Genomic DNA, 13,156 nt, shown 5'->3' on the forward strand with positions numbered 1-13,156 from the left:
ACGAACGGCAACGCATGCGCACAGGCAGTCAGCCCCAGGCCCGCGGGCGGGTGATCGCGCGGCGCGTGGGGCTGATCGCGGTGGCCGTCGCGCTGCTGCTCGGTCCGCTGAGCGTTCGCGTGTGGGTCGACGGTCGCGCGCAGCTGCAGCTGGCGGCCGACGCCGCGGCGGCAGGCGATGTCGACGCGCAGATCCTCCATCTCGGTCGCGCCGCGCGCTGGCGACTCCCGCTGGCCACGCACGACGATCACGCTCGCGCCGAGCTGCGCGAGCTGGCGGTCACTGCGACCGATGCCCGGGATCACGACCGCGCGCTCGCGGCGTGGCGGGAGCTTCGCGGCGCGCTGCTGGGCACGCGCGCGCTCGGTGTCGTCGACGCCGAGCAACTCGCGGCGGCCAACGCTGCGATCGTACGGGAGATGGTTCGTCAGGCTGAGGCTGCGGTCGACCCAGCTGACTCAGCTGATCCAGCTGATCCAGCTGATCAGGCCCGCTGGGTCGCCGAGCTCGACGAGGACCTCGCGCCCCGCTGGCGCACGCTGCTCGCGTCGGCCTGTTTCACCGCGTGGTTGATTGCGTGCGTCGGCTTGTTCGTGCTCGGCATCGACCCCAAGGGCCGACTCGACCCGCGGCCCGCGACCCGCTGGGGCGCCGCCGTCCTGGGTCTCCTGATCGCGTGGATCCTGCTCATGTAGATCGCCACTGTTTTCGGTATTGGCCCACGCCCAATTTTCTAGATGTAACCGCTGGCTCAGGCGCCCGTGCGGTTTTGACCGAGGCGCCAACATGCCCATGGGCGCCCGCAGAAACCCGGTTTGGGCCTATGGAAGTCTCTTGGGGTTCGTGCGAGGTTTTCGGAATGCAAGTCTTGCCCGTGCGTCGGCTGCCCGTGTTTGCATTGCCATGCCTGGGACTCGCGCTGTTGCTCCCCGGGTCGAGCTTCGCCGCGGAGCCGCCCGGCCAAGTCGAGCCCGGCGTCGAGCAAGAGCCCGCGGTCTACGGCGGCGCCGCAGCAAAGCCGTGCGGCTGGCCAACGGCGGTGTACGTGTCGTTCGGCAGCTGGGTCTGCTCGGGCACGCTCGTCCACCCGGACGTCGTCATCACGGCCGCGCACTGCCCCGACAGCACCTCGGGCCGGAACGCGACGATCAGCTTTGGCGAGGGTCAAGGCGGCGGCGCCCGCAACGTGACCGGCACCTGCTACTCGAACCCCAGCTACAACGGCAACGTCGGACCCACCGACTACGCATACTGCAAGCTCAACCAGCCCGTCACCGACGTGCCGATCATCCCGCCCGCGTGGGGCTGTGACGTCTCGGCGCTCGCGCCCGGGCGCGAGGTCGTGATCGTGGGATTCGGCAATTCCGACAACGGCGGCAGCGGCAGCAAGCGCGAGGTCACCACCACGATCAACGGCATCAACACCGAGGCGTGGATCGGCGGCGACGGCAAGGACGCCTGTCAGGGCGACTCGGGCGGCCCGGTGTACATCAAGCTCAAGAGCGAGTTCGGGGGCGACGACAGCTGGCGCGCGTTCGGCATCACCTCGGGCGGCGGCACCTGCGGTCAGGGTGGCACGTTCGCGCTGATGCACGTGGCGATCCCGTGGATCGAGGAGCACTCGGGCATCGACATCACGCCCTGTCACGACAGCGAGGGCGAGTGGGCGCCCACGCCCGAGTGCGGCGCGATCCCCCTCGATCCAGCCAACGGCATGGGCGGCTGGGCCAGCGGCTGCTCCGACGGTCCGATCAGCGGGTTTTCGTCGCTGTGCGGCGACGCGTTTGGATCGGGCGAGGACCCAGATCCGCCGACCGTCAGCATTGCGTCGCCCGCGACCGGCACCGTGTTCATGGTTGGCGCCGGGGAGACCCAAGCCGAGGTGGCGATCTCGGTCAACGCCGACGACGGCGCGGGGTTTGGGGTCGCTGACGTACGCCTGAAGATCAACGGTCAGGAGTTCCCCGGCAACAAAGACTCGAGCGCGCCCTACGACTGGAACCTGGTGTTTGGGCCGGGCGGGTACATCATCGAAGCCGTCGCCACTGACTTTGTCGGCAACGAGTCGAGCCCGGACCTGGTCGCGGTCGGTGTCGATCAAGAGGCGCCGCCGCTGCCCACCGACGACGGCGGCGGCGACGACGGCAACGGGGAGGGGGACAGCGGCGACGATGATGGCGGGGCCGATGCGGGAATCGACACCGGGCTCGGCGACTCGGGCTTCGGGACAACCTACGAGGGCACGGTCGGGTGCAGCTGCTCGAGCCAATCGAATGACGCGGGCGGCGAGCAGGGGCGTGCGCTCGGGGCTCTGGCGCTGCTGGGTCTGCTCGGGCTCCGCCGCCGCCGCCGCTAGCTCATTGGCCTAAGAGCCCACGCGCGAGCCGTGGCGATCGTGGGGGTCCTCGACGGTGGCCGCGGTGGAGGTCACCTCGATCTCGCCCGGCCCCTTGGTCGACCAGTACAGTCCGCGACCCCACGCCACGAACAGGAGCAGCACGAGCACGGCGACCGGCGCGATCAGCAGCATGTACTGGTCACGAATGGCGAGGGTCCAGATCAGGCCCGCCACGATCACCGAGAGCCCCACGGCCGTCCAGCCAGCCGTTCGCTTGAACAGCAGGCCGACGGCGCCCGCGAGCTCGAGGATCCCGATGATCGCCGTGACATCGCGTGTGTAGCCCCATTCGCGGAACTGGTCATCCAACATGCCTGCGAGCTTGAACCCACCCGACAGCACAAATAGCGCCGCGAGTAGACCAGCTGTCACCCATAACGTCACATTGAGGGCACCCTTTGTTTGGTTTGGCATTGCGGCTCCATGCGCGTCACAGCGCGTCGTCGTATTCGTCGAGCTTCTCGTCGAACGCATCCATGGCTTGGTCGAGCCCCTCGAGGGTGCTCTCGATGTTGGTGGGTGTCGCGTTGCGGAGCTGGTCGATCTGAGCCTTGGCACGCGACTTGGCCTGCTCGATCTCGGTGGCGGCGGCGGTGTTGGTGGCGGCGGCGGTGATCTTGGCCGCGCGGAGCTCGAGCTCGGCGAACCGCTGTTCGGCCGTGGAGACCCGCTGGGCCAGCTGAACCGCGAACTCGTTCTTCTCCTCGGCGAGCTCGGCCTGCTCTTCTTGGACCTCCTGGCGCTCTTCCTGAACGTCCTCCCGCTCGTCCCTGACGTCCTTGGCGTCCTGCTTGACCTTGGTGTCGGCGCAAGCCGCGGCGAAGCTTGCGAGAGTGACGGCGGCGATTGCGATTACGATTGACGTTTTCGGCATGAAACCACCCTGGACAAAAACTCCGCTCTGTCAATCCGGGCTTCAGTGCCATTGATAGATAGAGCCCGCCGCAATGATAATTGCGCGATCATGTCGGGGTCGGCATGTCCTGATCGAGCTCGCGGACCGCGGCGGCGAGCTGCCGTTGACGGTTGACGACGAGGGTCTCGAACGCCGCGAGCGCCTGGAACAATCCGCCCGAGAGGGTATAGATCTTGATGCGCTCGCTGAGCAGGGCGAGCCGCTCGTCGGTGCGCTCGGCGATCTGGACCAGGTCGTCGATCGAGGGTTTGGCTGGCAGCCGCAGGTCGTCGGCGGTCTGCGGAAATTCGCCGCCCAGCCGCACGTGGACATCGAGCTCGGCGTGGGGCTCGTCGGCGTCGAGGTAGCCGCGCAGCGCCGCGATCGTCTGATCCTCGCGGCTGACGAGCAGCTCCACGAATTGCGCCTTGGCTCGGGCATGGAGCTCACTGATATTTTTGCGTTCGAGCTCGCGCGCGAGACCGGCATACTGATCCCGTAGCTGCTCGAGGTCAGTCGCGGTTTGATTGAGTAGATCCTCTACGCTGGTTGCTGGCATGAGTTGGGTTCATGCAAGGGGCGTGACTAGTTCGAATGCCTGGCGCCAATTCGGCGACGGCCTGACGTGTCACGTGCAATTGCTGCGCTCGCACGCGCTCGCACACTCACGAGACAATCTCGAGCATGTCCAGTCCCTTCCAGCTGACGCTTGGCCTCGACATGCGCCCCCAGACCACGGGCGCGACACAGTATGCGCTGTGGCTGTGTCGGGCCGCGAACCTGCAGCCTGCCGGCCACGTGCACGCGGTCCACGTGATCGATCCCCCGGCGATGGTCGAGCTGAGCCGTCACGTCGACGAGCAGACCATGCTTGGGGCGTTCAAGCGACGTGGCAAAGAGATCCTCGACGAGATCGCCCACGGCGCGCGGCTTCACGCGCCAGAAGTACGCGGCGGCGACGTGCTCGACGAGCTCGAGGCTGCCGCCCGCGAGCAATCGAGCACAGCCTTGCTGGTCAGCAGGCGCGCTGGCGCTGGCGCTCGCCTGGCGCTCACGCGGCTGGGCTCGACGGCGCGTCGGCTGCTTCGGCGCCTCGCGCAGCCAACGATCGTCGTCCCGCCGGATCTGCTGTGCTCGAGCGTCGGCGACGGACCCGTGCTCGTCGCCGTGGACTTCAGCGAGGACTCGGCGCGGGCGCTGGCGTGGGCGCGATCGGTCGCCACTGTAATCGGGCGCAAGCTCGAATTGGTTCACTTCGCCGAGATGCCCGATCAGCTCGGCTATGCAGGGCTGATCCAGAGCGAGCGCTGGGACCAGCTCGCCAATGAGATCCTCGACAGCGCGCGGGGGAGCATGGTGGCCTTCGTTCGCAACCACCGCGCCGCGGACCTGCGGACGACCGTGCTGCGCGGCTCCACGCTGCCAGCGCTGCCGGACTACGCCGCGTCGCGCCACGCCTGTCTGCTGGTCACGGGGTCGGGCCACCATGGGCTCGCGCACCGGGCGATCGTGCCATCGGTCGCCTCGGAGACAGCCGCGCTGTCGTCGGTGCCGGTCGCGGTGGTTCCCTGACCGGTCGATCGGTGAAGGGGCCGAGTCGGGGCCCTACGCGATGCCGTAGCGCTCGCGCAGCGCGGTGACCGGCTCGCCGACGTCGGCCCAGGGATCCCACGCGAGCAAGTCGAACCCGGTGCGGCGTCCGCTGACGTAGCTGTCGAGCAAGATCCCGACGTCGACCTGGGCGACGGCGGGCGCGGCGTCGGTCGGCAGCTTCGCGCCGAGGTTGAACAGCAACAAAGAGAACTCGAGCATGGTGAAGCCGCCGGCGCCCATGCAGCCTGCCTCGAACCCGGCCATGCGGATCTCGCCGTCGATGTCCGTGGGCGCGCCGACGAGGACGTGACCCATGTCGTGGAACACCATCGGCTCGGGGAGGCCACCGCGCTGACCGGGGAGCCGAAAGCCGTTGGTCTGGCAGTGCTCGAAGAAGTCGCGGCCAAGCGTGCCGGGGGGCAGCTCGGCGAGGCCTTGGTAGCGGGCGGCCGTGCGGCGGTCGCCCAGGCGCACGACCGCCTTGATGAAGCGCCAGCGCTCGCCGAACCCACCGCGGCGCCACGCGGCCTCGAGCCGCTCGGTGGGCGGAAACCGGGGCATGAGCGCAGCGGTGAGGCGACGGTGGCGGCCCTCTAGCGTCCGACGCAGATCGTGCAGGGCGGGCTCGTCGGCGCGTCCGAGCGCCGCGGCGTAGGCCTCGAGTCGATCGAGGCGGGTGGCCGTCAGCGGCGGGACCAGCATCGCCGCGAGCACCAGGCGCTGAAGTACGGCCGCGCGGGCGGGCTCGTCGGTGATCAGCGCGGCCAGCTGCGCGGGTGTTGGCGCGGAGTCGACGTCTGCGCTGGCGTCGACCTGCAGCTCGCTGGCGACAAACCCGATGAGGCGAGCGACCCGCTCGTCGCTGGGGTGCTCGCTGACCCCGGCGAGCACCGCGAACACCGCCGGTTCAGCCCCTGCGTCAATCGACAGCTCCAGCATGGTCGCCTCAGCTCGTTTCCTCCACCGTACCAGAGACCTGGCTCGAGCGGGACGTGTTAGCGTCCGCGCAAGCCAGTCCGACCACCGCGACCTCGACCACTCATGCGCAGCATCCTCGATGCGATCGGCGACACGCCGCTGATCCCCCTGCGGGTCTTGGGCCGCGAGCTCCCGCGCCGGATCTTGGTCAAGTGCGAGCATCTCAACCCTGGCGGCAGCGTCAAGGATCGACTGGCCAAGGCGATCGTCGACGACGCCGAGGCCCGCGGGGTGCTGCGCCCAGGCATGACCTTGATCGAGGCCACGGCCGGCAACACCGGGGTCGGTCTGGCGTTGGTCGCGGCCACCCGCGGCTACGAGCTGGTCTGCGTGATGCCCGAGAAGATGAGCGTCGACAAGCGGCGGGTGCTGGCCTCGCTCGGCGCGGAGGTCATCATCACCGCGAACGCGCCACCCACCAGCCCGCAGAACTTTCAGAATGTCGCCAAGGCCCTGGCCGCGGAGCGGGGGTGGTTCGCGACCGACCAGTTCCAGAACCCGGTCAATGTGCAGATCCACGCGGACACGACGGGCGCCGAGATCCTCCGGCAAGTCGGCGGCCCGGTCGGGGCATTCGTGGCGGGCGCCGGAACCGGGGGCACGATCAGCGGCGTGGCCCTGGCCGTGAAACAGGCGTGGCCAGCCGCGCGCATCGTGCTCGCCGATCCGGTCGGATCGGGACTAGCGAGCTGGGTCGAGACCGGCGAGGTCGGACCCGACGGCAGCTACGCGGTGGAGGGGATCGGATCGAGTCAACCACCCGCCAACCTCCACCGTGAGCTGATCGACAGCGCCGAGCGGATCAGCGACGACGAGAGCTTCGAGACCGCACGCCGACTGGTCGCCGAAGAGGGCCTGCTGGTCGGCGGCTCCGCCGGTACCAACGTCGCGGCCGCGCTGCGCGTCGCCGCGCGCGACGACATCGATGGCCCCGTCGTCACGGTCTTGCCCGATTCGTGGGACCGCTACTTCAGCACACAGTGGATGCAAGATTGGGGTCGGCGGATACGCAAATAATTCGAGCTATTCGCTGGCCCGGTGCACACTTCATCAGCATGGTGGCTTGGCGGGCAATACTCACCTCGTTTGTTTGTGTGGCTGGGTTCGGGTGTGCAGACCCCGAGCTCGAGCAGCTGTTCGATGGGGCCGATAGCCACACCGATGATGGGTGGGCGACCGAGTCTGAGTCCGAGTCTGATGGCGACACTGGGGCCGATGGCCACACCGACGACGGCAGCGAGGAGACGCCACCGCCAGATCCACCCAGTCCGCCCGACCCCGCTCCCGAACAACCCACACCCGATCCCCAGACGGGGGGCTGTCAGTTCGACCTGGTGTGGCCGACCACGGGCACCGCCGATGCCCAGACCCTCGTCCACGACGCGTACGGCCCGCGCTTGCTCGGCGGCAACTACGACTGGCATGGCGGCATTGATCTGCCCGGTCGCAGCGACGACGACGGCTTTCACGATCCGGTCCACGCCGTCGCCGACGGCAGCATCTACGCGATCGGAAACCGCCCGAGCCCCAACCAGGGGGCGCTCTCCAGTTACTCGGCGTCAGCTGGCAACGTCATCGTCCTCGAGCACGAGGCGGCCGATCTGCACCCCGGCGCCGAGACCCTCTACAGCCTGTATCTGCACCTCGATACAATCGAGCTCGACGCGTTCTCGGCCCGACTCGCCGACAACATGGACGAAGTGACGCCGATCGATCTGCGCGAGTATTACTACCTCGGCGGCGCGGGCACGACATCGGACAACCGCGGCCACCGACGCTCGACCTTCAAGTCCAGCGGGGAGCCGATCACGGCGTATCCGCGGGTCCGACGGCAAGATCCGCTGGCGATCATCGGCGACAGCGGGGCGACCTACGAGCACCTGCACTTCGAGATCCGCGAGACCTCGCCGACTTCGGACCACGCCCGCAACCCCTTCGCCTATCTGCCGCACCTGGACCTGACCCAGCACAGCGCCAGCCTGAGCATCGAGGGAGGGGTCGTGCGCGCGCTCGTCGAGATCCCGCGGGCCGGCGGCAGCATGGGCGCGACGACGGATCTGAGCCAACAGCTCGACGTCGACACCATCGCCCTGCAAGTGCGTGATCTGCAGGGCGGCGTGCTCGACGAGCTTCGCGTCGACCTCTCGAAGATCGCGCAGCTCGGTGATCCAGATCAGCCGCTGCTCGAGCTCGAGGGGATTGGGCTGCGCCTCGCCCCCAACGACTTCGACAGCAGCAGCTCGAGCTGGCAGCTCGAGATCGAGTTCTTGGGGCTCGGCCTGGTCGGGCTGCTCCCGATCCTCGATGAGGTCTTCGCGCTCGAGGTCACGGATCTGTGCGGCAACCGGTTCACGACCATGTGAACGATGCTCTAGCGCTAGCGCTCCTCGCAGCCCACTTGGCGGGTGTGGGCGCCGGGCCAGCCCTCGAACACGCTGCGCAGCTCGTGCACGCGCGCGTCGCCGAGCTCGTCGCCGAGCAGCTGCGCGAAGCGATCGCCCGCGTTGAAGCGCAGCCGGTTGTAGCGGTTCCAGGCCGAGAGCTGCTCGGGATCGGTCGGTGCGTCGCGCAGGCCCGCGCGCTCCTCCGCGACGTGGCGCTGCAGCGAGCTGTCGTCGCCGCTGCGCGCACGCCCGGCGACCTTGGTCAGCTGTCGCCGAACCTGCGCGAGCGGGAGCTCGTCGAGGCCCGGCGTCTCGGGATCGAGCTCGCGCAGGATCTCGAGGTAGTACGCGCGCTCTTGCTCGGCGAAGGCCTGCAGCGCGCGGTCCCACGCCTGCTGCTCGTCGGGCTCGAGGGCGAGATCCTCGATCTCTTGGGCCTCGAGCCGCTTGGGGTAGTCCATGCGGATGTCGCAGTGGCGGGCCATGGCCTCGAGCTCCGCCTGACTTTGGTTGTAGTAGGACAGCTCGCCGGTCACGGCGCGCTCGGCCAAAACCTGGTTTTGGGTCTCGAGCAGGGCGAGCTGGTCTTCGACCGCGAGCGCGTGGGCTTCGGCGGCGCGGCTGGCCGGGTGGGGGCGGGCGCCGGCCACCAGCGGGTCGAGCACTCGTGCGGGGGACGAGGCGCTCGGCGGGCTGGAACTGTCGGGCGGGCAGTCGCTGGGGACCGGATCCCGCTCGATGAGCTCGAGCTCGTAGGCCGCGACCACGCCCAGCGCGATCAGGATCCCGAGCAAGGTTGGCAGGGCGCGCGCCAACCCAGAGCCAGCCGCTGTCGGAGTCGACATGCGGGTAATTTACTACCCATCACGGCCGAGCGCGCCGCGATTTTCCGATCGGTGGTTCGGGCGCTCAGGTCGGTCGGGCGAAGCGCTCGCGTGCACGCTCGACCTGCGCTCGCGTCGTGCAGCCGTCGAGGTGATCGTTGACCAAGCCCATGGCCTGCATGAACGCGTAGGCGGTGGTCGGACCAAAGAACGCGAAGCCGCGGCGCTTGAGATCCTTGGCCATGGCGATCGACTCGGGCGAGCGACCGAGCTGGGTCAGGGCGGCCTTGGTCATGCGCTTGGGCCGGGTGCGCGGCTCGGGCTCCCAACGCCAGAAGTAGGCCGCGAGCGAGCCAAACTCCTCGGCCAGCGCGACCGCTTGCTTGGCGTTGTTGAGCGTGGCCTCGATCTTGCCCCGATGGCGGACGATCCCCGCGTCGGCCAGCAGGCGATCGATCCGGCTGCTCGCGCGCCAGCGGGCGATCGCCTCGAAGTCGAAGTCTGCGAACGCGCGCCGAAAGTTGTCGCGCTTGCGCAAGATCGTCAGCCAGCTGAGCCCGGACTGAAAGCCCTCGAGGCACAGCTTCTCGAACAGGCGGTGGTCGTCGTCGACCGGGAAGCCCCACTCCTGGTCGTGATAGTGCTGGTAGTCCGGGTGTTCGCCGCACCACCAGCAGCGCCGCTGGTCCCCGTCTTGGATCAACCCCGGGCTGAGCCTGGTCACAGGTGCAGCATGCCCGTCCGAGACCCAGCCGAACAGCCTGTAGCGGCGTCCAAGCGAGTGTTTGATCTGCGTGGACCGCTCATTTTCGGGTGATCTTGCAACCGCCCAGCCCTTGCGCGAAACACTAGGCCCCGACGATGCGCATCGCCGACGAATTCCGCCGCCTGTGGCAAGGCGTGCGCCTGTTCGCTCTCATTAGCTGGTTCCACGGGTTCAAGATCGCCGGGAACATCATCGATCGGCGCGGCGGCGTGATCGAGCAACGGATCGCGCGACTGATGAGCCGGCGGATCCTCGCGGTGCTCGACATGCACGTCACCGTAGAGGGCCAAGAGCACGCCAAGTGCATCGAGAACTACGCGGTCGCGAGCAACCACCTCAGCTACCTCGACTGGGTGCTGATCCTGGCCGAGTTCCCGAATTCGGTCAGCTTCATCGCCAAGCGGGCGGTGACCCTGATGCCGGTGTTCGGCTCGTATCTGCGCAACCGCGGGGTGCTGATCGATCGCCGCAAGGGCCAGACGGCGCGCTCGGTCATCCGCGAGGCGGCCGGGTCGAGCCCGTGGCCGCTGCTGATCTTCCCGGAGGGCACGCGCAGCCCCGACGGCAACCTGCAGCCGTTTCGCCGCGCGGGCATTCGGATCTTGACCGACCAGGGGCTCAAGCTGCTCCCGGTCGTGTTGCTCGGCACCTACGAGGGGCTGAGCCGGGAAGCCCGCTGCATCCGCACGGGGCAACGCCTGCACATGATCATCTTGCCGCCGATCGACCCCAAAGAAATGGGCTCGGTGGCGGCCTGTGATGAGCTCGAGCGCGTGATCAACGAGACCTACGACGCGCGCCGAGCCGAGTTCGAGCGAAAGTCGTAGTGTTTCCGCATGTCCGAGACCGAGCCGGCAGCCCCGCTGCCCGACACGCAACCAAAGCCCCTCGAGCTCGTGACCGTCGAGCCGCCGCCGCCCGAGCAGCGCGCTCGTCGCGACGCCCGGTTCGCGCTGCCCGGGGAGAAACGAACCCGCTACTCGCTGCCGACGGCGCTCGAGTCCGGATCACCCGTTGGCTATCGCAGCCGGGTGGGCATGAGCCAGGCCGAAGGTCGCGCGGCCTTGAAGCTGCTGTGCCTGGAGGCGCCGACCGGGTTTGGCCCGGTCGCGTCGGTGCCCGAGCAGGAGCTGTTCGAGGAGTCGGCGCTCGGCGTGCTCAGCTCGCGGCAGTCGACCAACTACCGGGGTCAGCGGCAGGTCAGCTTTGGACCCGACGACAGCCAGACGATCGCCGGGATCCTGCGCAGCCTGACCGGCGCCGACGGACCGGGTGAGGGCAAGGTCCTCGATGGCGCCAGCTACACCCACGTGGTGCTCTCGCGTCCGTATCGGACCCCGTTCACGCTGTTGCTGACCTTCGTCGGCCACAAGCCCGTGCGCAGCCTGTTGAGCGTGCCGATCCGCGCGATCCGCAAGCAGCTGTTTCACGAGAGCGACATCCCGACGATCGGCTACCTGCAGCAGCTGCACGTGGGGATCTTGGCGGACACGCTCGAGCGCGCGGTCGTCATCGCTTCGCAGGGGCGTCGGCGCGCGCAGATCTTTCAGGCTCCGTTCTGTGGCCGCAACCGCGAGCGCAACGCAGGCGCGATCGCCCGGCTCGAGCGAATGTGCAAGCTCGGCAGCGAAGATCGCCGCCACGGCTGGCAGGTTGCGATGGTCGTGCAAGTCGGCGCGGCGCTCGAGCATGAGCAGGTCCGCTTCGACTCGGAGCTCGACGAAGACGCGGCCAAGCACCTGTGGCGCAAGCTCGGCGCCAACTTGCTGGCGTTTCGCAGCGAGCGGATCCAGCCCGGGGTCAACTTCGAGGACAAGGCCCCGCCGCAGTATCGCGCCCGCCAGGACATGGACGTGCCCGAGGCGTTCACGGTCCAGGCGGGCCGCGCCGGCTACAACGCGTTCGCGCGCTGGACTGGCCTCGAGCGCGAGCGAGCCAAAGAGATCATGTTGCTCGATCGGGTCGACGTGCTGACGCCGGGCGGGAAGCAGCGCCTGCACAAGATCCAGCAGAAGCTCGAGACGATCACCGACCGCGTGGTCGCGCAGCTGCCCAAGTGGGCTGATCTACCCCTGGCCAAGGCGCTCTCGCGCAACGCCGAGCGCGGCCGCAAAGCGTTCGCGCTGGCCGGCCAGCGGATCTACATCGCCGGCCTGTCGCAGCGAGAGGTCGAGGCGCTGGGGCTCGACTGGGAGCTGGCGATTCGGGCGGTCGGCGCTTCGGCCTGTCGCGGGGCGCTCTACGCCGAGCTGATGGGGGTGGTGGATCTGCCCGAGGACTGCGACCTGCTCGCCGGGATCTGCATGATGGCCGGCCCCGTCAACCAGGACGACATCGGCAAGACCCACTTTGGGATGCCGGACCTGCTCGCTGACAACTCGGGCTTCGCCAGCCGCGATCCAACCGCGCTGCTGGTCTGGACCTTCAAGGCCAAGACCGTCGCCGATCCGATCGGCAACGAAGAGCAGCTGCTCAACGCCGCCCGCAAGGGGGCCCTGGTCGATCTTCGCGCAGCTCCCCACGAGATCGTCGCGATCGCCGAAGGCGGACGCGTGCAACCCATGCGCGCCCGCGCAGGTAAACACAGTCGCGAGCGCGCGTACGCGGACGTCGACAACTTCGTACGCGACGCGACCGGCCTCGACATCCCCGGCAACCGCGGCGAAGCATGGCCCGAAGACTGGAGCTCCCAACCCCTCTGGCCCTGACCCAGCTATGACCCCCACAGGCGGCTTGGCACTTCGCGGTCACTCGCTTCGCTCGTTCCCAACGGGCTGGCTGTTTGCGAGCGCATGTGTGGCCCCCTGCAAGGGGGCTGTATATGACCCCACAGGCGGCTTGGCACTTCGCGGTCACTCGCTTCGCTCGCTCCCAACGGGCTGGCTGTTTGCGAGCGCATGTGTGGCCCCCTGCAGGGGCTCTGAACACATTTCCTGTGTCCATCGATCGCACGACGTGCGGAAAAATCTCCCAGCTATCGAGCTTCGGCTTCGTCGATGCCTGTGGTGATCAGCTGGGCAATGTGTGCCAGCAGCACGGGGGACACGGGGAGCGTGAACTCCACGCCGGTCATGCCTGGCAGCACCGTCGAGGCCCAGCGCACCTTCGCGGGGACGGCCAAGCTGCCGTACCCCGGCAGCTCGATCTCGAGCTCGATCATCTCCCCAGCGACGAGCGGGGGATCGACGTCCAACGAGACCATCGCACCCCGTTCACTGAGGTTCTCGGTGGTCCCGCGACCCTTGCCACCAGCTCGCCGCAAGCTCAGCCGATAGTGCACGGCCACCCGCAGCTGTGCACGTAGATCAGCCACGCAGC

14 protein-coding genes are annotated in these 13,156 nt (G+C 68.4%); 7 read left to right on the forward strand and 7 right to left on the reverse strand.

What is annotated here, in order from left to right; genetic code table 11:
• Positions 1-14 precede the first annotated feature (14 nt).
• Positions 15-695 carry a hypothetical protein gene (locus ENSA7_RS12500; RefSeq protein ID WP_146157629.1) on the forward strand — a complete coding sequence of 227 codons (681 nt, stop codon included), beginning with the start codon at positions 15-17 and terminating at the stop codon, positions 693-695.
• 164 nt (positions 696-859) lie between these two features.
• A complete protein-coding gene (locus ENSA7_RS12505) occupies positions 860-2,356 on the forward strand; it encodes a trypsin-like serine protease (protein ID WP_106089499.1) in 1,497 nt (498 codons plus the stop codon).
• Positions 2,357-2,365: 9 nt separating this feature from the next.
• Here ENSA7_RS12505 and ENSA7_RS12510 read toward each other — a convergent pair whose 3' ends face one another.
• From ENSA7_RS12510 to ENSA7_RS12520, 3 genes are all read right to left on the reverse strand, one after another.
• A complete protein-coding gene (locus ENSA7_RS12510; RefSeq protein WP_181233682.1) occupies positions 2,366-2,770 on the reverse strand; it encodes a DoxX family protein in 405 nt (134 codons plus the stop codon).
• 58 nt (positions 2,771-2,828) lie between these two features.
• Positions 2,829-3,272 (reverse strand): hypothetical protein, encoded by a 444-nt coding sequence (locus ENSA7_RS12515; protein ID WP_106089501.1) that lies wholly within the window; start codon positions 3,270-3,272, stop codon positions 2,829-2,831.
• A gap of 88 nt (positions 3,273-3,360) precedes the next feature.
• The gene (locus ENSA7_RS12520) at positions 3,361-3,852 is read right to left on the reverse strand and encodes a hypothetical protein (protein WP_106089502.1); all 492 of its coding nucleotides are present in this window, start codon (positions 3,850-3,852) and stop codon (positions 3,361-3,363) included.
• Positions 3,853-3,977: 125 nt separating this feature from the next.
• On the opposite strand from ENSA7_RS12520, the gene ENSA7_RS12525 reads away from it, so the two are divergent.
• Positions 3,978-4,865: a universal stress protein gene (locus ENSA7_RS12525; protein ID WP_106089503.1), complete on the forward strand. Its 888-nt coding sequence runs from the start codon at positions 3,978-3,980 to the stop codon at positions 4,863-4,865.
• A 33-nt stretch (positions 4,866-4,898) separates the two neighbouring features.
• On the opposite strand, the gene ENSA7_RS12530 is transcribed toward ENSA7_RS12525, so the two are convergent.
• Positions 4,899-5,825, reverse strand: coding sequence for a hypothetical protein (locus ENSA7_RS12530; RefSeq protein ID WP_106089504.1), 927 nt, complete (start codon positions 5,823-5,825; stop codon positions 4,899-4,901).
• Between the two features lie 102 nt (positions 5,826-5,927).
• Here ENSA7_RS12530 and ENSA7_RS12535 point away from each other — a divergent pair, with 102 nt between their 5' ends.
• Both ENSA7_RS12535 and ENSA7_RS12540 read left to right on the forward strand, forming a co-directional pair.
• Positions 5,928-6,881: a PLP-dependent cysteine synthase family protein gene (locus ENSA7_RS12535; protein WP_106089505.1), complete on the forward strand. Its 954-nt coding sequence runs from the start codon at positions 5,928-5,930 to the stop codon at positions 6,879-6,881.
• Between the two features lie 77 nt (positions 6,882-6,958).
• The gene (locus ENSA7_RS12540) at positions 6,959-8,227 is read left to right on the forward strand and encodes a M23 family metallopeptidase (RefSeq protein WP_106089506.1); all 1,269 of its coding nucleotides are present in this window, start codon (positions 6,959-6,961) and stop codon (positions 8,225-8,227) included.
• A gap of 14 nt (positions 8,228-8,241) precedes the next feature.
• Here ENSA7_RS12540 and ENSA7_RS12545 read toward each other — a convergent pair whose 3' ends face one another.
• Positions 8,242-9,093 carry a hypothetical protein gene (locus tag ENSA7_RS12545; protein WP_146157630.1) on the reverse strand — a complete coding sequence of 284 codons (852 nt, stop codon included), beginning with the start codon at positions 9,091-9,093 and terminating at the stop codon, positions 8,242-8,244.
• A gap of 64 nt (positions 9,094-9,157) precedes the next feature.
• Positions 9,158-9,796, reverse strand: coding sequence for a DNA-3-methyladenine glycosylase I (locus ENSA7_RS12550; protein ID WP_106089508.1), 639 nt, complete (start codon positions 9,794-9,796; stop codon positions 9,158-9,160).
• A gap of 137 nt (positions 9,797-9,933) precedes the next feature.
• On the opposite strand from ENSA7_RS12550, the gene ENSA7_RS12555 reads away from it, so the two are divergent.
• Together ENSA7_RS12555 and ENSA7_RS12560 are read left to right on the forward strand one after the other, a co-directional pair.
• A complete protein-coding gene (locus ENSA7_RS12555) occupies positions 9,934-10,665 on the forward strand; it encodes a lysophospholipid acyltransferase family protein (protein WP_106089509.1) in 732 nt (243 codons plus the stop codon).
• Between the two features lie 9 nt (positions 10,666-10,674).
• The gene (locus ENSA7_RS12560) at positions 10,675-12,546 is read left to right on the forward strand and encodes a hypothetical protein (protein WP_106089510.1); all 1,872 of its coding nucleotides are present in this window, start codon (positions 10,675-10,677) and stop codon (positions 12,544-12,546) included.
• Between the two features lie 266 nt (positions 12,547-12,812).
• Here ENSA7_RS12560 and ENSA7_RS12565 read toward each other — a convergent pair whose 3' ends face one another.
• A complete protein-coding gene (locus tag ENSA7_RS12565) occupies positions 12,813-13,151 on the reverse strand; it encodes a PilZ domain-containing protein (RefSeq protein WP_106089511.1) in 339 nt (112 codons plus the stop codon).
• Between the last annotated feature and the right edge of the window lie 5 nt (positions 13,152-13,156).

This window comes from Enhygromyxa salina, assembly GCF_002994635.1.
Taxonomy (GTDB): Bacteria; Myxococcota_A; Polyangia; order Nannocystales; family Nannocystaceae; genus Plesiocystis; species Plesiocystis salina_B.